Annotated in this window: 27 protein-coding genes and 2 riboswitches; of the genes, 9 read left to right on the top strand and 18 right to left on the bottom strand. The window is 39.6% G+C overall.

Annotated elements, in window-relative coordinates; translation table 11 throughout:
• Position 1 precedes the first annotated feature (1 nt).
• Positions 2-376 carry an SA1362 family protein gene (locus tag GJU41_RS16930; RefSeq protein ID WP_070876644.1) on the top strand — a complete coding sequence of 125 codons (375 nt, stop codon included), beginning with the start codon at positions 2-4 and terminating at the stop codon, positions 374-376.
• Between the two features lie 7 nt (positions 377-383).
• Here the strand turns inward: GJU41_RS16930 and GJU41_RS16935 are convergent, their stop codons facing one another.
• The 4 genes from GJU41_RS16935 to GJU41_RS16950 all read right to left on the bottom strand — a co-directional run bounded on the left by GJU41_RS16935 (position 384) and on the right by GJU41_RS16950 (position 5,949).
• Positions 384-1,268, bottom strand: coding sequence for a patatin-like phospholipase family protein (locus GJU41_RS16935; protein WP_070876643.1), 885 nt, complete (start codon positions 1,266-1,268; stop codon positions 384-386).
• Positions 1,269-1,668: 400 nt separating this feature from the next.
• Positions 1,669-2,100: a transcriptional regulator MntR gene (gene mntR / locus GJU41_RS16940; RefSeq protein ID WP_070876642.1), complete on the bottom strand. Its 432-nt coding sequence runs from the start codon at positions 2,098-2,100 to the stop codon at positions 1,669-1,671.
• 128 nt (positions 2,101-2,228) lie between these two features.
• Positions 2,229-4,787, bottom strand: a complete 2,559-nt coding sequence (locus GJU41_RS16945; protein ID WP_070876641.1) for a vitamin B12-dependent ribonucleotide reductase — start codon at positions 4,785-4,787, stop codon at positions 2,229-2,231.
• A 325-nt stretch (positions 4,788-5,112) separates the two neighbouring features.
• Positions 5,113-5,949, bottom strand: coding sequence for a lipoate--protein ligase family protein (locus GJU41_RS16950; RefSeq protein WP_070876640.1), 837 nt, complete (start codon positions 5,947-5,949; stop codon positions 5,113-5,115).
• Between the two features lie 219 nt (positions 5,950-6,168).
• Here GJU41_RS16950 and GJU41_RS16955 point away from each other — a divergent pair, with 219 nt between their 5' ends.
• Positions 6,169-6,540 carry a rhodanese-like domain-containing protein gene (locus GJU41_RS16955; protein WP_224771138.1) on the top strand — a complete coding sequence of 124 codons (372 nt, stop codon included), beginning with the start codon at positions 6,169-6,171 and terminating at the stop codon, positions 6,538-6,540.
• Positions 6,541-6,667: 127 nt separating this feature from the next.
• On the opposite strand, the gene gcvPB is transcribed toward GJU41_RS16955, so the two are convergent.
• From gcvPB to gcvT, 3 genes are read right to left on the bottom strand one after another with little or no spacing between them, the layout of a single operon-like run.
• Complete coding sequence (gene gcvPB, locus GJU41_RS16960) at positions 6,668-8,128, bottom strand: aminomethyl-transferring glycine dehydrogenase subunit GcvPB (RefSeq protein ID WP_070876638.1); 1,461 nt, start codon at positions 8,126-8,128, stop codon at positions 6,668-6,670.
• Entirely contained in the window at positions 8,121-9,467 is a 1,347-nt protein-coding gene (gcvPA, locus tag GJU41_RS16965) for an aminomethyl-transferring glycine dehydrogenase subunit GcvPA (protein ID WP_070876637.1), read from the bottom strand. The genes gcvPB and gcvPA overlap by 8 nt, the downstream gene beginning before the upstream one ends.
• Before the next feature lie 25 nt (positions 9,468-9,492).
• Positions 9,493-10,596, bottom strand: a complete 1,104-nt coding sequence (gene gcvT, locus GJU41_RS16970; protein WP_070876636.1) for a glycine cleavage system aminomethyltransferase GcvT — start codon at positions 10,594-10,596, stop codon at positions 9,493-9,495.
• A 158-nt stretch (positions 10,597-10,754) separates the two neighbouring features.
• Positions 10,755-10,866: riboswitch (glycine riboswitch) on the bottom strand.
• 306 nt (positions 10,867-11,172) lie between these two features.
• Between gcvT and GJU41_RS16975 the strand changes: the two genes are divergently transcribed.
• From GJU41_RS16975 to GJU41_RS16990, 4 genes are all read left to right on the top strand, one after another.
• Positions 11,173-12,855, top strand: coding sequence for a DEAD/DEAH box helicase (locus GJU41_RS16975; protein ID WP_070876635.1), 1,683 nt, complete (start codon positions 11,173-11,175; stop codon positions 12,853-12,855).
• Between the two features lie 24 nt (positions 12,856-12,879).
• Positions 12,880-13,674: a YqhG family protein gene (locus GJU41_RS16980; protein WP_070876634.1), complete on the top strand. Its 795-nt coding sequence runs from the start codon at positions 12,880-12,882 to the stop codon at positions 13,672-13,674.
• Positions 13,675-13,970: 296 nt separating this feature from the next.
• Positions 13,971-14,057: riboswitch (cyclic di-GMP riboswitch) on the top strand.
• Between the two features lie 31 nt (positions 14,058-14,088).
• Positions 14,089-14,220 (top strand): anti-repressor SinI family protein, encoded by a 132-nt coding sequence (locus GJU41_RS16985; protein ID WP_083328201.1) that lies wholly within the window; start codon positions 14,089-14,091, stop codon positions 14,218-14,220.
• Between the two features lie 97 nt (positions 14,221-14,317).
• Positions 14,318-14,653, top strand: coding sequence for a helix-turn-helix domain-containing protein (locus tag GJU41_RS16990; RefSeq protein WP_070876633.1), 336 nt, complete (start codon positions 14,318-14,320; stop codon positions 14,651-14,653).
• Between the two features lie 364 nt (positions 14,654-15,017).
• On the opposite strand, the gene GJU41_RS16995 is transcribed toward GJU41_RS16990, so the two are convergent.
• Positions 15,018-15,317 carry a DUF5658 family protein gene (locus tag GJU41_RS16995; RefSeq protein WP_070876632.1) on the bottom strand — a complete coding sequence of 100 codons (300 nt, stop codon included), beginning with the start codon at positions 15,315-15,317 and terminating at the stop codon, positions 15,018-15,020.
• Between the two features lie 309 nt (positions 15,318-15,626).
• Here GJU41_RS16995 and GJU41_RS17000 point away from each other — a divergent pair, with 309 nt between their 5' ends.
• On the top strand, positions 15,627-15,974 hold the full coding sequence (locus GJU41_RS17000; RefSeq protein WP_070876631.1) for a helix-turn-helix domain-containing protein: 348 nt from the start codon (positions 15,627-15,629) through the stop codon (positions 15,972-15,974).
• Positions 15,975-15,988: 14 nt separating this feature from the next.
• Entirely contained in the window at positions 15,989-16,120 is a 132-nt protein-coding gene (locus GJU41_RS25270; RefSeq protein WP_263596931.1) for a hypothetical protein, read from the top strand.
• On the opposite strand, the gene GJU41_RS17005 is transcribed toward GJU41_RS25270, so the two are convergent.
• Positions 16,117-16,341, bottom strand: coding sequence for a hypothetical protein (locus GJU41_RS17005; protein ID WP_070876630.1), 225 nt, complete (start codon positions 16,339-16,341; stop codon positions 16,117-16,119). The two genes, GJU41_RS25270 and GJU41_RS17005, sit on opposite strands and share 4 nt — an antisense overlap.
• Positions 16,342-16,425: 84 nt before the next feature.
• Between GJU41_RS17005 and GJU41_RS17010 the strand changes: the two genes are divergently transcribed.
• A complete protein-coding gene (locus GJU41_RS17010; protein ID WP_083328195.1) occupies positions 16,426-16,749 on the top strand; it encodes a DUF3889 domain-containing protein in 324 nt (107 codons plus the stop codon).
• Positions 16,750-16,800: 51 nt separating this feature from the next.
• On the opposite strand, the gene GJU41_RS17015 is transcribed toward GJU41_RS17010, so the two are convergent.
• The 9 genes from GJU41_RS17015 to comGC all read right to left on the bottom strand — a co-directional run bounded on the left by GJU41_RS17015 (position 16,801) and on the right by comGC (position 20,611).
• The gene (locus GJU41_RS17015; RefSeq protein ID WP_224771113.1) at positions 16,801-17,571 is read right to left on the bottom strand and encodes a tyrosine-protein phosphatase; all 771 of its coding nucleotides are present in this window, start codon (positions 17,569-17,571) and stop codon (positions 16,801-16,803) included.
• A 32-nt stretch (positions 17,572-17,603) separates the two neighbouring features.
• Positions 17,604-17,801, bottom strand: a complete 198-nt coding sequence (locus tag GJU41_RS17020; protein WP_224771137.1) for a helix-turn-helix transcriptional regulator — start codon at positions 17,799-17,801, stop codon at positions 17,604-17,606.
• Positions 17,802-17,962: 161 nt separating this feature from the next.
• A complete protein-coding gene (locus GJU41_RS17025; protein WP_070876628.1) occupies positions 17,963-18,142 on the bottom strand; it encodes a YqzE family protein in 180 nt (59 codons plus the stop codon).
• 24 nt (positions 18,143-18,166) lie between these two features.
• Entirely contained in the window at positions 18,167-18,685 is a 519-nt protein-coding gene (locus tag GJU41_RS17030; protein ID WP_070876627.1) for a shikimate kinase, read from the bottom strand.
• Positions 18,686-18,761: 76 nt separating this feature from the next.
• Positions 18,762-19,136 (bottom strand): competence type IV pilus minor pilin ComGG, encoded by a 375-nt coding sequence (gene comGG / locus GJU41_RS17035; protein ID WP_070876626.1) that lies wholly within the window; start codon positions 19,134-19,136, stop codon positions 18,762-18,764.
• Positions 19,133-19,630, bottom strand: a complete 498-nt coding sequence (gene comGF, locus GJU41_RS17040; RefSeq protein ID WP_070876625.1) for a competence type IV pilus minor pilin ComGF — start codon at positions 19,628-19,630, stop codon at positions 19,133-19,135. The genes comGG and comGF overlap by 4 nt, the downstream gene beginning before the upstream one ends.
• Positions 19,563-19,889, bottom strand: coding sequence for a competence type IV pilus minor pilin ComGE (gene comGE, locus GJU41_RS24690; RefSeq protein ID WP_070876624.1), 327 nt, complete (start codon positions 19,887-19,889; stop codon positions 19,563-19,565). Before comGE ends, comGF begins: the two co-directional genes overlap by 68 nt.
• Positions 19,873-20,340 carry a competence type IV pilus minor pilin ComGD gene (gene comGD, locus GJU41_RS17045; protein WP_139149106.1) on the bottom strand — a complete coding sequence of 156 codons (468 nt, stop codon included), beginning with the start codon at positions 20,338-20,340 and terminating at the stop codon, positions 19,873-19,875. Before comGD ends, comGE begins: the two co-directional genes overlap by 17 nt.
• On the bottom strand, positions 20,303-20,611 hold the full coding sequence (gene comGC / locus GJU41_RS17050) for a competence type IV pilus major pilin ComGC (protein WP_070876622.1): 309 nt from the start codon (positions 20,609-20,611) through the stop codon (positions 20,303-20,305). The genes comGD and comGC overlap by 38 nt, the downstream gene beginning before the upstream one ends.
• Between the last annotated feature and the right edge of the window lie 193 nt (positions 20,612-20,804).

Raw genomic sequence — 20,804 nt, forward strand, 5'->3', positions numbered from 1 at the left:
CATGAAAAATCGTGTGAATCCATTTGTGATGATTGTGTTAGCTCTTGGCGGCATCGGGTTCCTGGTTACACTTATAACCAGACCCGGATTCCTCTTCAGAGAAATGCTGATCTTCGTTATTGTTCTAGCCATCATCTATTTTGTTGTCCGTTACTTTACAAAACAAAGAATGGGAAAAGACTCTTCCTCATACTCTAAAGCTGCTAAACATTCTAAAAGACGTTTCAGCGACCGCAATCAGAGCAGCTCCCATTTGAAAAGCGTTTCAACGCAAAAAAAGAGCAGCAAAACATCTGCTCTTAAAAAGAAACAAGCCTCTCATTTAACAGTGATTGAAGGAAAAAAAGGCAAAAAGAAAAGCAGGGCATTTTTCTAGCCTGCTGTTAATACGTCCATTTTTTTAAGAAAAGTTCAGTACGGCTTCTTCCTAGCTCAATTAGAGCTAGTTTTTTTTGTTCTGTTAAGTCAAATTCAGTCGTTAAAATACTTTCGACGGGCAGAAAAATGATATTTTTTTCATGCCTGCTCGAAATATGCCTGGCATCATGCGCGTCTTTCATCGTTTCAAAAAGAGCGCCATACATTTCTATTGCATTTCGGATATTGTTTCTCGGCCTCTCTTCATCTCTTGGACTTAGTTTAATGCCAAGAACCGGCCGTGCCTGAATCGATTTCTTTTCTTTAAACAGCCAAATTGGAAAATTGCTTAAAACTCCCCCATCCACGACAATATTGGTTCCTTCAGCAGAAGTCAGTTTGACAGGTTCAAAAAAATAGGGAAGACTGCAGCTCATAAGTACAGCTCTCGCAACAGAAAAACGTTCTGGAACAAGCCCGTACCTTGGCAAGTCATCCGGAAGCACAATAATTCTTCCATTAGTCAGATCAGAAGCAACGATTTTAAGGGAGCCTGGTCTTAAATCACCAAAGGTCGATACCCCTCTCTCCTTCAGCTTGCCTGCTATCCATTCTTCAAGCTTGCCGCCCTTATAAAGACCCAGCCGCCAATAGATATTCAGCCATTTCATAAATTTAAATGGAAGGATGGTAGGATTTCGTTCTAAAAACTTTCCAAGCTCCATATCATCCATCATTGTTATAATTTCATCACTTCGGTATCCCGCAGCAATAAAGGCAGCAATAATGGATCCGGCGCTGGTTCCTGCTACCCTTACAAATTGCAGGCCCCTTTGCTCAATTGCCTGATAAGATCCAATTAGTGCAAAGCCTTTAATTCCACCGCCAGAGAAGACGCCATCAATATACACAGAAGTTCCTCCCCTCTTCTCCCATTCTTACATTGTAAGTTGGGGAGGCGGAAAATAGACCTTTTCTGCACGTTTAGGACAGCGCTCTTTCATTGAGCATTTTTTGTTAGGCTATTTTCGCATAGATTGTTGTTTTGATGATAAATGTAGTCCGTTGCTTTCCGCGGTCCGGCTGGGAGCCTCCTCGGCTTTTTGCCTGCGGGGTCTCCCATTTCCCTCTATTTTCCCGCAGGAGTCAAGTGGTTCCACCACAATCCACTAAGGTTTACAGCATTTAGTCTAAAAGCAACAATGTTTACGAAAAGAGCCTTTTGTTAATATTCAAAATGGATTCTGAGGCCATTTTTCAGTATAAAAACAATTAAACGCAAAAAAGACGGAAGCATTTGCTTCCGTCTTCTTAGGACTCGCTGTCCTGTTCATTCTGTTTTTGTATAGCACGCAGCGTTTCAACGCGCGCTTCATCCCCTTCGAAGAATTGCACAAGATCGCCGATGCGGTCAATGGCATTCCAGCTAAGATGATGCTCGATGCCTTCAACATCATTGTAAATTTTTTCTTCATCCACGCCGATCAGCCTCATGAACTGCTCTAAAAGCTCATGACGGTAAACAAGACGCTTTCCAATTTTTTTGCCTTTTGGCGTTAAGATAAGTCCACGGTATTTTTCATATATGAGATATTCATCTTTATCTAGTTTTTGGACCATTTTTGTTACTGAGGAGGGATGAACGGAAAGTGCTTCCGCAATATCAGAAACGCGGGCATATCCCTTTTCTTCTATTAATAAATAAATTTGTTCAATATAATCTTCCATACTCGGTGTTGGCATGAGGTCCCCTCCAAAAAACGTTCAAAACATAGGAAATCATTACAAGTGTACACTAGTTTAAGGGTGATGACAAGGAAGGCTTCGTTCTAATTGCGAAAAGAAAAGAGCTGGCAATCCAGCTCTTTATCTTATAAACCACACTTCAATTGTGCTCCGCAGCTAGTACAAGTGTTGCAGCCGCCGATGTCTTCAACCGTACCTTCCCGGCAGACGGGACATGTATTTCCTACCTCGTTGCCAATCGTTACATTTGTTGATCTTAATGCCTGTATTGTATCAACCAGCACAACTTTTCCTTTTTCTTTAGCTGGTGCTTCTTCACTCTCAGCGAATGTGTTTTCTTCCGCTTTTAAAGTCAGAACCTGCGTGTCACGGCTGCCGTCAACGTAAACCGTTCCGCCTTTTGCGCCGCCTTTATATAAACGTTCGTAAACTTTTTGTACTTGATCGACCGTATATCCTCTTGGTGCATTTACAGTTTTGCTGATTGAACTGTCAATCCAGCGCTGAATTACACACTGTGCATCTGCATGAGCTTCTGCACTCAATTCCATTGCTGAAATAAACCATTTTGGCAAATTATCAGGATCTGCTTCCGGATGCTGATCCAGATATTCCTGAACGATATCCGCTTTAACTTCGATGAACTTTCCTAATCTTCCGCTTCTGTAGTAAGAGAACGAGAAGTAAGGCTCTAGTCCAGTGGATACTCCAACCATTGTCCCTGTGCTGCCCGTAGGTGCAACAGTCAATAAATGGGAGTTTCGAATGCCGTATTCTTTAATATCATCTAAAAGATCAGCAGGCATTTTGCTCATAAAGCCTGTTTTTGTGAATGCATCACGCAAACGATTTGTATCTTCTTCTGTTTCACCAGTGAGGAACGGAAAGCTTCCTTTTTCTTTTGCAAGCTCAACAGAAGCTTTATAAGCAGTTGTAGCGATCGTTTCAAAGACTTGATCAATCAATTGATTGCCTTCTTCTGAACCGTATTCTGTTTCACAATAGATCAGCAGATCATGCAAGCCCATAACGCCAAGGCCGACACGGCGTTCGCCTAAAGCCTGCTTCTTATTATCTTCTAAGAAATAAGGTGTTGCATCGATGACGTTATCCTGCATGCGGACACCGACTTCAACCGTTGTTTTCAGCTTTTCAAAATTGACTGTTTTGCTTTCTTTGTCTGCCATTTCAGCAAGATTGACTGCTGCAAGGTTGCAGACAGAATAAGGTGCGAGAGGCTGTTCTCCACATGGATTTGTTGCTACTACCTTTTGTCCATACGCTTTAGCATTCGTCATGTCGTTTGCATTGTCGATAAAGAAAATGCCGGGCTCTGCTGAATATGTCGCACAAATATTGATTAAGTTCCAAAGTTCTTTCGCTTTGATTGTGCGGTATGTGCGGACTTTGTATCCCAGCTTCTCCCACTCGCGGACATCGCCATGATTGTGCCAGTCTTCGTTATAGGCTTTCATTTGGTCTGTATTATAGCTTTCCACATCAGGGAAGCGAAGCTCGTAATCTTCATCTTTTTCAACAGCATCCATGAAATCCTTCGTTAACGTAACGGAAATGTTGGCGCCTGTAAGGAATTCAGAGTTATGAACGCTGTATGTTCCTCCAGTCACAAGCTTTAATTCTGCATCTTTAATGATTTTTTCGTTAAATCCGCCGAAGCCTGGAATTTGCTTGTAGTTCACAATGCTTTGGTACATAGCTTTTTCATCCTCAGTCAGAGGCTTGAACTTTAATTTTTCCTGTGCGTATTTCTTGATTGTTTCGTCATTCGTATTTTCTATTAAATAGCGTAAAATACGAGGGTTTTGCATTTTTGAAATGATAAATTCGATAATGTCAGGATGCCAGTCGGCAAGCATGATCATTTGAGCGCCCCTGCGCGAACCCCCTTGCTCAACTAAATGCGTCAGTTTCGCTATATCATCCAGCCATGAGACAGAACCGGACGATTTGCCGTTCACACCGCGTGCGAGTGTATTTCTTGGGCGCAGTGTTGAACCGTTTGTTCCAACGCCGCCGCCTCTGCTCATGATTTCCATTACCTGCTTGCGGTGCTCTGAAATGCCTTCGCGTGAATCCTGCACAAATGGCATCACGTAACAGTTGAAGTAAGTCACGTCTGTGCCTGCTCCAGCTCCGTATAAAACACGTCCCGCCGGCACAAAGTTCAATCCGACTAATTCCTGATAGAACTTCTGGAACCATTCATTCCGCTTCTCTTCTGTTTTTTCAACAGATGCAAGCCCTGTTGCATTTCGTTTTGCAATTTGCTCGTAAAATACTTCAAGCGGTTTTTCAATGACATCCAAAGAACGATGGATAACTCCCGTTTCAACCTCTTCAGGCTTTTCAAGTGAATGGCGGTACTCTTCTTCAACCTGTACACTTGCCATTTTAGTCTGCCAGTCAATCTCTAAAATATAGCCAAGCCCTCTTGCAGGGAATTTTGGATCCTCTTTAATCGTCAGAACGACAAAATCCCCTTTTGATAATGTCAGCTTTTCAGTGTCTTTAAACGTGTATCGGTCAAGCATGACTAAACGCGATACCCCTTTGTGTGTCAATTTCATGTCATCAGTTATTGGGTGAACTTGGGGAAACAATGTAATATCGTGGTTCAGCTTGTCCACATCAAGTTTTAAATTTTCATTTAGTGCTACGGTCATTCAAACAACTCCCCTATCTATCTTTACTTGATTTAATTTATCACACAGCGACCTTTTTATCAATATATAGTATTCTATTTTTGTTCAACAATACTATATATGGATAAACAGGCAAACCTATTTTATTTTGTCAAATTAATAACTGCACAAATGAAGCAGAAATAATGAGAAAAAAGAAGATAGGAACTCCATAATCACTTTTTTTGATGAATTTTGTCGCTTGCAAAATCCGAAGAGATCTCGAAGTTAGAAAAATAAGGAATGGTTTGAAATAATTTGAAAAGCATCACAAAAAAATAAACAAAAGCGACTAAGTTCAAGTCGCTTATCGTTTATAGTTCCACTCATCTGTATCATATTTTTCCATTGCAATCTTCTCTACATATGCATGTTCTTCATCTGTCAGTGTATAAGGCTCAAGCGAAATATTCAGACCCATCTCAAAGCCCTTTTTAAATGCATGCTTTGCCTCATACAGAGTAACAGGAATTTCACGCAAAGCATTGACAGCAACTGCCTTATTTTTAAAATTTTTCTGCATTCGTTCTTTTACCCGCTCACTTGGATACTTAAACAGGTTAAAAAGCATTTCTTCATCTATATCGAGCAAAATGGAGCCGTGCTGAAGAATGACTCCTTTTTGGCGCGTTTGAGCGCTCCCTGCTACCTTGCGTCCTTCTACAACAAGTTCATACCAGGATGGTGCGTCAAAACATACGGCAGACCGCGGATTCTTAAGCCCCTGTTTCTCTTCCTCCGTTCTCGGAACGGCGAAATATGCATCAAGTCCCAGTTCCCTGAAACCCTGAAGAATACCTTCAGATATGACTCTATATGCTTCTGTTACAGTCTTTGGCATTTCAGGATGCTCTTCTGACACGATGACGCTGTAGGTCAGCTCTTTGTCATGAAGAACTCCCCTGCCTCCTGTCGGCCTGCGCACAAAGCCCAGCCCGTACTCTTTAACGGCATCAAGATCAATTTCTTTTTCGGCTTTCTGAAAATATCCAACTGAAAGAGTGGCCGGGTTCCAGCCGTAAAAACGAATGACCGGCGGGATGATCCCCTGACTGTTCCACTCAAGCAGCGCTTCATCTAATGCCATATTATAGGACGGGGAACAATTCCCTGAATCAATAAATCTCCAAGTTTCTTTTGCCATCTTCATACCCCATTTTCCATGATAAGTATGTATTTCATTTTCTGTGCCTTACCTAGTCTATCAAAAAGAAGGCATGGTTGAAAATATTTATGTCTTATTCATAGATGACAATTTGATCCTGCTCTTATATAATAGTAATTGTCCAATATTATTAAAGTTCATTTGAACTTGTCTTAGAAAAGTTGCTTATAAAGGAGTCGGGTCAGCTTGACAACATGGATTTTTTTATTGATTCTATTAGGCGCACTAGCAGCCTACACGATTTACTCTTATTTTTATCAGCGTAAAATTATGAAAACATTAACGGAAGAAGAATTCCGAGCAGGATACAGAAAAGCTCAGTTAATTGATGTCCGTGAACCAAATGAATTTGACGGCGGACATATTCTTGGAGCAAGAAACATTCCTTTATCCCAAATGAGACAAAGACATAAGGAAATCCGCAAAGATCAGCCTGTCTACATCTACTGCCAAAACACTGTCAGAAGCGGACGCACAGCTCAAATGCTGAAAAGAAAAGGCTACAATGATCTTTACATGCTTAAAGGCGGCTTTAAAGGCTGGGGCGGAAAAATTAAAGCAAAGAAATAAGAAAAGCGCAAAATTTTATACTTTCTTATCTCTTAAGAAGAAGTCTGCAGACAGTTCTGCAGACCCTTTTTTGTCTAATATAGAAAAAAGGATCCGCATAAAGAGCGAATCCTTTTTTTTGCGCCTTTTATTGCTTTTGATAACGCAAGATCGGTTTTCTTGCTGCAGTAGTTTCATCTAAGCGGCTGACAACTGTCGTATGCGGAGCTTCCTGTACGATTTCAGGGTTTTCTTCCGCTTCTTTTGCGATTTGGAGCATTGCCTCAATAAATGAATCTAAAGTTTCTTTTGATTCTGTCTCAGTCGGTTCAATCATGATGCACTCTTCAACGTTTAACGGAAAGTAGATTGTTGGAGGATGATAGCCGAAATCAAGCAGCCTTTTTGCAATATCAAGCGTACGGACCCCTAATTTTTTCTGGCGCTTGCCTGAGAGAACAAATTCGTGCTTGCAATGTCTGTCAAACGGCAGATCATAAGCTTCTGAAAGTCTTCTCATCATATAGTTGGCGTTTAGTACTGCATATTCCGTCACCGCTTTTAATCCATCAGGTCCCATTGTGCGAATATAAGTATATGCACGGACATTGATGCCGAAGTTTCCGTAGAATGGCTTCACTCTGCCGATGGACTGCGGGCGGTCATAGTCAAACGTATATTTATCATTTCTTTTTACTAAAACAGGTTTTGGCAAGTACGGAATCAGATCAGCTTTTACTCCGACCGGACCAGATCCAGGACCGCCTCCTCCGTGAGGACCGGTAAATGTTTTATGAAGATTTAAATGAACGACATCGAATCCCATATCGCCGGGGCGGGCCTTGCTTAGTACGGCATTTAAATTTGCACCGTCGTAATAAAGCTTGCCTCCTGCATCATGAACAATTTTCGCCATTTCCAATATATTTTCTTCAAAAAGACCAAGGGTATTAGGATTCGTCAACATAAGCGCAGCTGTATCGTCCCCTACCACACGCTTTAAATCATCAAGATCTACAAGGCCCTGTTCGTTTGATTTAACTGTAATTGTCTCAAATCCTGCTACTGTTGCTGATGCCGGATTTGTTCCGTGAGCCGAGTCAGGAACAATCACTTTTGTCCGGTTCAGGTCATTGTTCGCTTCATGATAAGCACGGATCATCATCAGGCCGGTCCATTCACCATGAGCTCCTGCTGCGGGCTGAAGTGTAACTTCATCCATTCCGGTAATTTCAATGAGATGTTCCTGTAAATCATACATTAGCTCAAGGGCACCCTGAACTGTACTTTCATCCTGCAATGGATGAATATGAGCCAATCCTGCCATACGTGCAACATTTTCATTAATTTTCGGATTGTACTTCATCGTACAGGATCCAAGCGGATAAAACCCTGAATCAACTCCATGGTTTCTCTTGGAGAGAGCTGTATAATGTCTCATAATATCAAGTTCAGATACTTCCGGCAGTTCAGGTTCATCTGTACGCAAATATTCACTTGGAATCAATTCATCTGCTGCCATTTCAGGGATATCCAATGAAGGCAAACTGTAGCCTGTTCGTCCTGGTTTTGTCAGTTCAAATATTAATGGCTGATCCTGCTTATTCATGTCCATCCCCCAATTCCTTAACAAATAAGTCAATTTCTTCTTTTGTGCGCAATTCAGTTACCGCAACAAGCATGTGGTTTTCAAGCTCCGGGTATACAGTGCCCAAATCGAAACCGCCAATGATGTTCTTTTGAATAAGTTTTGCATTTATCTCTTTAATCGGTTTGTTTAATTTAATGACAAATTCGTTAAAAACAGCCCCTTCGAATGGAACGTCAATCCCGCTTGCAGCAAATGCTTTTTTAGCGTAATTTGCTTTTTGAATATTTTGCAAAGCCATCTCTTTTACACCTTTTTTTCCCAATGCAGTCATGGCAACCGAGGCTGCCAAAGCGTTTAAAGCCTGATTTGAACATATATTAGAAGTCGCTTTGTCACGTCTAATGTGCTGTTCACGTGCCTGCAGGGTTAACACAAACCCGCGTCTGCCCTGTTCATCTGTCGTTTGTCCCACCAATCGTCCCGGCACTTTGCGGAGCAATTTCTGAGTTACAGCAAAATAACCGCAGTGTGGACCGCCAAAAGCAGTAGGAATACCGAATGGCTGAGCATCGCCTGCCACAATATCAGCTCCAAATTTCCCAGGAGGTGTTAAAGCTCCCAGCGCAAGCGGATTAGAAGACACGATAAACATGCTCTTTCCTGTGTGAGCAATAGGTTCAATGTCTTTAAGCGGCTCGACTTGCCCGAAGAAGTTTGGATATTGCACAACGACAGCCGCAACATCGTCTGACATTTCCGCTTTTAAAGCTTCAAGGTCGGTTACACCATTTTTCACAGGCACTTCTACTACTTCAATGTACTGTCCTTTTGCATATGTTTTCAGAACATCTCTGCTTTCCGGATGAACAGCTTTTGAAACGATGACTTTTTTCTTTTTTGTCTGGCCGGCAGCAAGCATGGCAGCTTCAGCCAGAGAAGTACCTCCGTCGTACATGGATGAGTTTGCAACATCCATTCCAGTAAGCTCAGCGATCATCGTTTGAAATTCAAAGATGGCCTGAAGCTCGCCTTGTGATATTTCCGGCTGATACGGAGTGTAGGCTGTATAAAACTCTGACCTTGAAATAACATGATCTACGATGATTGGCATGTAATGATCATATACACCTGCACCAAGGAAAGAAGCATTGCTTCTTAAATCCTTGTTTTTAGAAGCAAGCTCACTCAGCTCACCTACAAGTTCCGTTTCAGACTTTGCTTGTTTGATCTTGTATTCCCCCTGAAAACGCACACTCTCGGGAATATCTGAGAAAAGCTCATCTATAGAAGATACTCCGACAGCATCAAGCATTTCCTGCTGATCTTGTTCTGTCATCGGCAAATAACGATGTTTCATGGATGTGTTCCCCTTTCAAACTAGTTCATTTTTTTGGTCGTTTATAAAAAGGTGTTGAAACTACAACTGCTTTTAAGCGTTTCTTGCGCACTTGAACACTCACTTCAGAGCCTGGTTCTGCAAATTCCTTTTTCAGCAGAGCCCAGCCAATATTTTTCTTTAATGTAGGAGATTGTGTGCCAGTTGTTACCTCGCCGATTTGTTCTTCTCCATGAAATACTTCATAACCATGCCTTGGAATTCCCTTGTCAATCATCTCTAAACCGACAAGCTTTCTTGCCGTGCCATTCTCTTTTTGTTCTTTTAATATATCTTTCCCGATGAAGTCTGCCTCTTTATTCGGTTTTACGGCAAAGCCAATCCCTGCCTCAATCGGAGTAATGTCCTTAGTAAGCTCCTGGCCATACAAAGGAAGATTTGCTTCAAAGCGCAGTGTATCGCGTGCCCCTAAACCGCAAGGAAGAATTCCTTCATTTTTGCCTGCATCTAAAATCGCATTCCACAGGGAAGGCGCTTCTGAAGAAGGGCAATAGATTTCAAAGCCGTCTTCGCCTGTATAACCCGTTCTGGAAACAAGTGCTTTTACATCATTTATGACAACATTATCTTTGAATTTAAAAAACTTGATTTCACTTAAATCTGTTTCTGTTAATTGTTGAAGAATTGATTCAGCTTTAGGACCCTGAATGGCCAGCTGGGCAATATCAGATGAAATATTATGCAGCTGTGCATCTCCGAATATGTGCGAGCCCAGCCAATCATAATCTTTTTCAATATTGGAAGCATTTACTACTAATAAATAATGAGAGTCTGATTTTTTATAAATTAATAAATCGTCCACAGTTCCGCCATCTTCATAGCACATAGCCGTGTACTGCGCTCCGCCGTCTTTCAGCAGGGAGACATCATTTGTCATCGTTTTTTGTAGAAAAGCGAGACTGTCCGTGCCTGTCACTTCAATTTCACCCATATGCGAAACATCGAATAATCCTGCCATCCCCCGAACTGCTTCGTGCTCCTCTTTAATAGAAGAAAATTGAACGGGAAGATCCCATCCTCCAAAATCAATGGTCTTTGCTCCGTGCTCTTTATAAACATCAAATAATGGTGTTCGCTTTAAATCCGCCATAATCAAATCGCCTCCCCAAAAAGTATAAAAAAGGACAGAGACCTCCCTTTATGTAAAAAGGAAGTCTCTGTCCCTGCACCTGAAAGTTTACCTTGCCAATATATGCAAAGCTTTCCCCTTTGGTGGTTTGCTGCTTTCACAAACTCTCTCCAGAGTTGCGTCAAACAAGAGTTCTTTTGCCTGAGAGATTCACAGATGTTTGCTCCTTCGGCGCTGCGTTTGCGGCATACATCCAATGAAGCCGCCGGCAGTCTCTCCCCTTGTTCTCATTCGCTCATATTTTCTTTAAAACTGGTCATACTAAGAGATAACATTCTTTGACATTTTGACATTTTTGACAAAAGAAGCATGCTGACTGAAAAGTAAGTATGTTAGCAACTTTCTTACTTAATTAACATCCTACCATTATGAACAATATTCATCAATCTATTTTTACACAAATATTAAACATATATTTTAGTTTAATGTTCGTGTTTAACCTGTTTTATTTGTATTTTATCATAATAAACTACGAATTCACACTTTAAAGTGAACGATTCAATATAACATTACCTTTTCTTGAAAGGGCTGTCATTAATGAATGTAAAAATCAACTTTGATTCCTCCTGGCAGGATACTTTTTTTAAGAAACTTGAAGATGATGGCCCATGGGCAAGCTGGGAAAATTACAAACTCGCCTGTGAAGTGCAAAAACATTTAATTGTTCCTTCATTTGAAGGCTTGCAGGCACCAAATCATCTGACCGATTTCACACCGCTTCCGCACCAATTAGAGGTTGCAAGACAAGTAGTAGAGCATATGAACGGCAAAGCGATACTGGCAGATGAGGTAGGGCTTGGAAAAACGATTGAAGCTGGACTGATTGTAAAAGAATATATGATCCGCGGACTGGCCAATAAAATCTTAATTCTTGTGCCGGCCTCCCTTGTTTCACAATGGGCAAGAGAACTGCATGAAAAATTCTATATTCCAGCTGTTGAGCAGAAAAAGAGCTATGTATGGGAAGCATGTGATGTGGTTGTTTCTTCTATTGATACAGCAAAACGAAGTCCTCACAGGGAAATTGTCCTTGCCCAGCAATATGATTTAGTCATTATAGATGAGGCTCATAAACTCAAAAATAATAAAACAAAAAACTATGAATTTGTTCAGAGCCTGAAAAAGAAATACTGCCTGCTTCTGACAGCAACTCCAATCCAAAACCGTGTAGAAGAGATTTTCAACCTTGTCTCTCTTCTCAAACCAGGTCATCTTGGAAACGAAGCTTATTTTTCAGAAGTTTTCTCAGCAAAAAATCGCTCACTCGAACATCATGAGCATCTGCAGGAGCTTGTCAACAAGGTAATGATTAGAAACCGCCGCGGCGATACCGGAATTGACTGGCCTAAACGCCATGTTGAAACGGTTCCAATTGAACTCTCTCCAACTGAACGGAATTTGTACACAGCCATTTCAAGGCTGAAATCGTTTGGAACGGCTGCTGCAAGCATGTTTTCCATCATGACCCTTCAAAGAGAAGCTTGCTCAAGCAGAGAAGCAGTTTATATGACGCTGAAAAAAATGATCGAGCGGCCAGAAGGTGAAGCCTCCCCGCTTCCTGAACCTATTATCAGGGAATTGATGCAGTGCATTGATGAGGTGGACGGAAACTCTAAAGCACAAAAAACAGTGGAGCTTATTAAAAGAATTGATGATAAAGTGATCATTTTTACTGAATACCGTGCCACTCAATTTTACCTGCAGTGGTTTTTGCAGCAGCACGGCATTACTTCTGTGCCTTTCCGGGGAGGATTTAAGCGGGGCAAAAAAGATTGGATGAAAGATTTATTTAAAAACCGCGTGCAAGTCCTGATTGCAACAGAAGCCGGGGGCGAAGGCATAAATCTTCAATTTTGCAATCACATCATCAATTATGACCTGCCCTGGAATCCCATGCGGCTTGAACAAAGAATTGGCCGGATTCATCGCCTCGGTCAGGAAAAGGACGTTTACATCTATAACATGGCTACAAAAAACACGGTCGAAGAGCATATATTAAAACTGCTTTATGAAAAAATTAATCTCTTCGAAAAAGTCATCGGTGAGCTTGATGAAATCTTAACAAAACTGGATATTTCCAATTTTGAAGATCATTTGCAGGACATTCTCTTTCAATCAAAAAGCGAGGGCGAAATGAAAATCAAAATGGAAAATTTAACATCCATCCTTCATTTTGCAGAACAGGAACAATCAGAACAAAAAGCTGCAAATGGAAAATAAAATCAGGCAAGGAGGCCAGAAGATATGCTTCAGCAAGAGATCAGCCAATTCCTAGAAAGTTTTTTCACAGCAAATTCTTGTCAGATTACAGATAAACAGCCAGAGTATATGACTGTGCAGTTAACAATCGAAATGGATAAAGAGCTGATGAATCGGCCTTTTTACTGGACTTATCTTGAAAAAACCGGCGGTGTTCCAAATCCTATGCAGCTTACATTTCTTACAGATGCCAAACAGGCTCCAGAAGATTTAAAAGGAGAAATCATGCATTTCGGAGCACCGCGGCTCCATCAAATTTTCCGGACGAGCAAAAAGCTTGGAAGCCACATCCGGCTTTATGAAAGTCCTCCGAACAAAGGAAGCTCGCAATCTCTGCATCCATGGCTCGGAGTAAATATCATGGTATCTTATCAGAGCGACAAAAAGAAGGACCAGCTTTATTCAATCGGTCTCCATTTGATCAGCGGCGCAATCATTGAAAACTTCCAAAATCAATTGGAAAAAATGACGCTTACTCCCCGCATTCCTGATCTTTGTTTTACGACCTCCCCAATGATTAAGGAACAAAGCGGGTTAAATCGAATTCAGAACTATATTCAATCCATTATTGAGCAGGATGACCACTCTTGGGCGGAAGATGCCAGACAGCGCTGGAATGCTGATATGATGCTTCTCAGTCATTTTTATGAAGATCTTGATGAAAAACCGGAAGCCTACCAATTAGAAAAAGAAGCATTGAAAGAATTATATGATCCGCAAATAAACGTTTCGATTGTAAATGGCGGAATTTTTTATTTGTCGCAAAATGCGTTCTATTAATGTCGAAAACTGCAAAATCTCATTTTCTATTTTGAAAATGAGATTTTGCAGTTTGTTTTATTCCGTAAAATTTTCTGTCGTTTCTTAAAAACAAAACCCAACAAAATGCCTACATTAAAGGAAGTTTCACCCAATTAATTCTAATATTTTCAAAAAAATTAAAAAATATTTTACAATCGACACATTTCAGCACAAAAAGCAAAAATCATTTTTTATAATAGTAGTAAATAAGATACACTCACCTTAAGGACTAAAGAAACAAAAAATGATTTATGCAAAATGGACGATTGCACATAATCAGACAAAGGCAAACTTGCTGAAAGGCAAGGACGCAAAGTCACAGATCTAAGGTTCACAAAAACTATGATGGCTGGACTGCCTGAAATACAGAGACGTATTTTAGGAGGAGATAAAATGGAGATATTAATGAAGGAAGTAGAAAAGATGGATCAGGAATGGAAAGAGTTAATCCTGTCAGCTTTGAAAATGGGCATCAGCAAAGAAGAAATTAGAGAATTTTTGAAAACGCAAACACTAAAAAATTGACAAACAAGAATTGTACATATTTTTTTTTGTAAAAATCGTTCTATATATATAACACCACCTTCGTTATATGCTATAATGGCTCTGGGAAGGTGATCATATGATTGGTGAACGCATCCGTAAATACCGCAAAGAACGAGGACTTTCTCTATCAGAGCTTGCCGATCGCGCTGGTGTTGCTAAATCGTATTTGAGTTCAATTGAACGGAATCTGCAGTCTAATCCTTCTGTTCAATTTCTTGAAAAAGTCTCAACCGTACTGGGAGTATCTATGAATACCCTGATTTTAGACGAACCAATTTATGAGACTAAAAAAGATAATCTTGATAATGAATGGGCAAACCTCGTGAAAGAAGCGATGGATTCTGGTGTGACGAAGGATCAATTTCGTGAATTTCTTGAATTTAACCGGTGGAAAATGAACCAAGATAAATAATAAAATCCTGCACCAAATGAAAAGAGCCTTAAATCAGGCTCATTTCATTTGGTGCTTTTTCAATTTTGGTTCACCATGCGGCTAAACGTTAAATGACTCGAATCAATAACGAACAAAGGGTTCTGGTATTTTGCCAGAGCGTTTTTATTATGCGTATTTATTAAAATTGCCGGTTAATTTTATCCTATTCTTCATTAAATAGTTTTCTGGATTAAAACTAGCTGTATGCACCGCTCGAATAGCTTTTATTTTTGTCAGATCATTTGTGCAGATTGGACAAATCCATCGATCTGCCGGACAGCTGCTGAATGAAGGCTGATAACAGCGATTGCAAAGTTTTTTATACATTATACTGTCCTCCGCTCTAAATGAAAATGAAGTGAATCCAATAGACATGCATCGCCAACACAATTCCATAAGCAATAGAAGCTGTATAAGCAATGAATTTTACTGCTGATGAAGAAGGCAAGCACCTGAAATAAATAAATAAAAGCAAAAAAATAGAAAAGGATAGTTTGAAACCTGCAAATAAAAGGGGATGTATCTCATAGAGCAGCTTCATAAATGGATTAGCTTCAGCTATTAAATCGTATTTAAGACCGATAACAGTAAGCAACGCATCTAATGCATTAACAACAGCCAAAAATACGAAAGCACGTTTCAAGGGCGTCTCCCCTTTTTGGTTGATTTAACGTTAAAATTTCTTAATTAAGAACGATTTAACTGCAATTTATTGCTGCCTGCTCTATTTTTGTGCACAGCTTTCAACCAGTTATTAATTATAACGATCTATTAAATTATAAGATGTTAAAGAAAAATAATATATCATTAAAAACCGTCATTTTTTCGTTTTAAAGAACATTTTTCGCGCACAATCTGCTATTTGCTCTTATTTTCTTACTATTTCATTACTTTATATAGAACAAATTGTTCTATATAATGAAAACACACTGATATTAAAGGAGCATTATTGATGATTGGGGAAAGGATTAAATCATTACGGCAAAAGAAAGGATACTCCCTTTCTGAACTTGCAGAGTTATCAGGAGTTTCAAAATCCTATTTAAGCTATATTGAGCGGGATATTCAAAAAAATCCTTCCATGCAGTTTTTGACTAAAGTAGCAGTTTCATTAGGAACGGATCTTGAACAGCTTCTAGCAGTGGATCAGGATTCAAAACTTAAGGCTGAAAAACAATTGGACGAAGAATGGACGGATCTCATTTCTGAGGCTATTGACCAGGGATTGACGAAGGATGACTTTCGCACCTTTCAGGATTTTATAAAATTTAAACGATATAAAGAAAAAAAGAAACAATGAGGCAAGTATATGAAATGAAAGAGCTTCAGTCCGACTCACATGGCTTTTTTATGGAAGAAGCTAGAGCTATTGAACAGATATCTTCTTTACTCTGTGAAAACGAAAAAAAGAATCAAGCCGCCAACGGACGGCTTGATTCCGCTTAATCTCCCCCGCCTCCTCCACCGCCGTCACCTCCTCCTGAATCTCCTCCGCCTCCCCAGTCAAAGGAGCCAGAGTCAGAGTGATGGCGATCATCCGAATCTGTTCCGGCAAAAGGAAACATTGCGGAGGAACCGGTGCCTCTGTGTCTGTTTTTACTTCTATTCCCATCTTTAACAATTGCAGCAATAAGGATAATAAAAAAGAAAATAATCACGAATACCATTTTATTGCCCCCTTCAGATAATAACCCATTTTTGAATAACGGCTCCTTTTTTGGTAAAAATAACTAAAAAGGAAGGTGATACGTTTGAAAAAATCGATTGTTTTATTGCTTCTTCTCTTTATATACGGATTAACTCCTTCATTGGTTTCAATTTCCAGTGATGTTTCTGCCGCACAGCACACAGATTGGAAAAACGTTGCTGTCAAAGAGACAAAAAAACGTTATCCTTTGTCACAGGTTCTATTTGCACAAAAGATTTGGGATAATACTAAAAAGAATCAAACAGTAAAACAATATAAAGTTACAGTACGTGAAGGAATGAAAGACATTGGCGTTTTTGTAACAATCTCTTACGATGCCAAAACAGAAAAAGTAAAAAAGATTCAAGTATTAGAAGAGGCAGACTAAAGGAATAAGAAACGATACCAGAAAAGGTACCCAAAAGGGTACCTTTTCTGGCTACACAAGGAGATTCTGTTTTAACTTCTCAATATGACCCTGATTTATCCCGCAAACCTCTTCCGCATACTTTTCAAACGTTCCGTACTTCTTCAACATTTCCTCATAGACTTCAAGCAAATATTCCCGTCTCACTTCTAAAACTGGCTTTAATTGTTCAGAAGACACACGGAACAAACTAAAATATCTTATTAATCGCTCAATTTTTTTCATGCGCGGCCCAATGAGCTCGTTTGATATGAGATAATGATCCGTCACATCATCAATCGATGCTCCTGCCAAAAGCTGAATAAAAGCTGAAACAAAACCTGTTCTGTCTTTACCGCCAGTACAATGGATAAGAGCAGGAAGCTGGTCTTCATTTGAAAGCTGCACCATTATTTCTCTTATCTGTTTCCCGCTGTCAAATGCCATTTGACGGTAAAGATTTTCCATAACCTCTAAAAAATCAATTCCGCCTGATCTCCCTGCAAGAAACTTAAAGAATTGAAAATGCGTAAATTCCTGGCTTTGATCCTGGAAGGAAATTTTTATAACCTTTACCCCGTGTTCATCCGTTATTTTACTTGGCTTTGATTTTTGTTCCCGCAATGTTCTTAAATCACAAACCATTTTAATGTTCAGCTGTGCCATCTTATGAAGATCTTGCTTAGATAATTTAGAAAGCTCATCTGAGCGGAAGATAACACCTGTTTTTATTTTCCGCCCATCTTTTGTGACAAGTCCGCCAATATCGCGGAAATTATAAAGTCCATCAAATTTTGGCTGCATATCGGTCTCCATCTTTTAGTTCATTCACAAATTCATTCTTCTATCCAAAATAATTCTTCCATTTTAAGCGAAAATACTTTGCAGATTTTTAAAGCTAACAGCAGCGATGGTATATAATCCCCTTTTTCGATTGCTGCGATTGTCTGTCTTGTAACTTCTGCTCGTGCTGCAAGGTTTTCCTGAGTAAAATCAAACCTTGCACGCATTTCCTTTACTCGATTTTTTAAAATCACGTTGTCACCTTCTAGCTATTTCTACTTATATTGTAAAGTTGAATAACCTTATTGTAAAGCCTACTTAACATTACACTTAAAAAAAGGCTGTTTTGAATTGCACCCAAATTTTAGATCATTCTAACATTACGGGGTCACTCAAACCAGCACCTGCCCTTTTATCTTCTTTTCTTCATAAAAAACATGACGGCAAATGGCAAAATTCCGAACCATCTGCTAGCAAATGGAGTCCGCTCCGTTTTGCGGATTGACTTTTTGGCTTTTCGTACTTCCTTTGGTGTATCCATATAACGAACTAATTGCTGTGTCATATATTTCACATAATCATTGGTAGACAAAACAAACACCTCATACACACTTTTTTACTCAGTATTGCCAGTGTCTTGTCTTTCTAATCTCTCAATCATTTCTTCAGTAACTTCATTGATTGATTTTCCTGTCGTTTTTATCATAAATGAGCAATCTTCATAAGCAGTTTTTCGGGACAAATACAATTCAGTAAGATCTTCTTTTGAAGCATGGAGTGCAAGTGGCCGATTTTCATCCTCTTTTAGGCGTTCAAAAATAACATCCAGATCCGTATGCAAAAATACAACTATTCCATTCTCCATCATATACTTTCGGTTTTCTGTACGGACAGGAAGCCCGCCTCCTGTTGTAATGACCACATCTTCAAGTGGGAGCTTCCGGATGGATTTTGTCTCCAGATCCCGGAAGAATTCTTCTCCCTGTTCTTTGAAGATTGTCTTCACTTCTTTTCCGGTCATTTCTGCAATGAATTCATCCATATCATAAACAGGAACTTTCAGCCTTTCAGCCAAAGCTTTTCCGATGGTTGTTTTTCCAGTTCCCATAAATCCTGTTAAAAAAATAGCCTTCACAAACATTCACTCCGCATTTTTTTCATAACTTTAACACAGATATGCTCAAAATGGGAAATGATTTTCAAGCGAACTTCTAATATACCGTCCAATAGACAATTTTCTTTTGCGTGATGCTGTATCTATATTTAGCTGAAGTAAAATTCTTATTTTCTGTTTCGCATGAAAGTTCTACAAGAATATGTTCCGGATCAATTTCAGTAACCGTATAAATTATTGTTCCTTTTTTTAATTTTATGAGCTGCTGTTCTGTTGCATCTTCTCCAGTAATTTGATTTAAAGAGTGTTTAACCCCGAATAGCATAAGATTTTCTAATAACACCGACTGGCTTCTTTCCTCGTAGAACTTTTTTTCTGTTATATATAAAGCTGAATGATGAAAGGCAACCATAAGAAAAAATAGAGCCAGTATCGAGACTGAGGGAAGAATATATCCTCTTTCGTTTTTCATTGCATGGCCTTCAGTTCATGAAAATTTCTGATACTGCAGCGGTATTCATTATCTGTCATGCTGGTAACCGTAAGAGCGGCACCGCCTGCAATCGGCTCAAATTTAATCGTTTTAACATTTCTGAGACAGATGATATGCCCCGTTCCATCAACTTGTCTGCGAATAAGAAATCCGTATTTTTCATATTCAATGATTCTTCCTGATTTTGAAGTAAATGAAATTCTTTCGGGCTCAACGATTAAATTCGTCCCTTCCCGCATTTCAATAACGGTCTGCTGCAGAAAAACTTCCCATTCCAGAAGATTCAAATCATTTTCCCTTTCAGATATTCTATAAAAGTATGGAATAAGGATGGCCGAAGAAGAAACAATTATAACGACTATGCTTAAAGAGAACAGCATGTTTAGAAACGTAAATCCTTTATTCTCAAAAAGAATACAGGCATTCTGCTTCCCCAGCTTTATGGCTTTCCCATTTGATGCAAGCTTGATCAATTCCTTCCTCCTTGCTCCATATTATCTCAAACCTTTGATTTTTAACGGAAAGATTACGGTTCTCTTTTGCAAAGCTTTCAAAATTCAGGGTTTCAATGTGATCTTTCAGCAGAACCAAAGCTTCATGCTTGATCTTAGTTTCTTCCCGCTCTTTTTTTAAATAAACCGATGCCGGAAGCAGCATAAGAGAAATCATCGACCATATACTGAAGGCCATAAGTATTTCAGCCATAGTAAACCCATTACAGCCCTTCAACATTCATTCGCCCCATTCCCATATAAAAGATCATCTTGTACTTGTTTTTGCGATAGGCAACATTCATTGTTCCGCTTGCTGTTATTCCGCCTTCGCTATTAAATTGAACCCTGGCATCCATTGTTGCGGGGGTAATATAAATATCGGAATCATAGTTTACCGTGAATAACCTCTTTGCTGGTATCCCGCTCTCTACACCGATGTACTGGTTTTTGGCTGTATCAAAAAGAATCATAACCCCTTTTTTATTCGAGATTGCATGCTGCTGAGCATAAAGAACATCCCTTTCAAGCGCTTCAAAAAATAATTCTGCCGTTTTTTGACTTTGAAATGGCTGTATGATGAGCATCGTTAACATCATCAGGACAGATACAATACTCATTACCATAATCGTTTCTGCTAATGTATAGCCTGATTCAATCTCCTGCCTTCTCAGCAACCTTGCCTTCGCCATCAATAATCAGCTCGGTTCCATTCGGGCATACAGGTGATTCCTCAATATATTTCTCTGTCTTAAGGTCATCTATTGAGGGTATCGATTTTAGTTCAATTTGATAGGCAGTGGACTGAGCCTGTAAAGTATTTTTCAAACCTTCGCAGCCTTTTGCCTGTATATTTGAGTGATGCTTCGTAATGTTCGGAATGGTGATCAAAAGCAGGACAGAAATTACAAGCAAGACGATCAGCATCTCTATTAATGTAAAACCTTTCTCATTTTTAACCATGGTGGTCCTCCTCTTTTTTATTGGCTGTTTTCGCATAGATTGTTGTTTTTCATGATATATGTTGTCCGTTCCTTGCAGCGAGAGGAACTTGCTTTCCGCGGGGAGCATGGGAGCCTCCTGATATGAACGAAACTGTCAAGGCTCCCACTCTAAATTGGTAATTGTCTTATTTTTGGGTAACTTTAAGAAGAGA

This window comes from Metabacillus idriensis (assembly GCF_009674765.1).
Lineage (GTDB): Bacteria > Bacillota > Bacilli > Bacillales > Bacillaceae > Bacillus_P > Bacillus_P idriensis.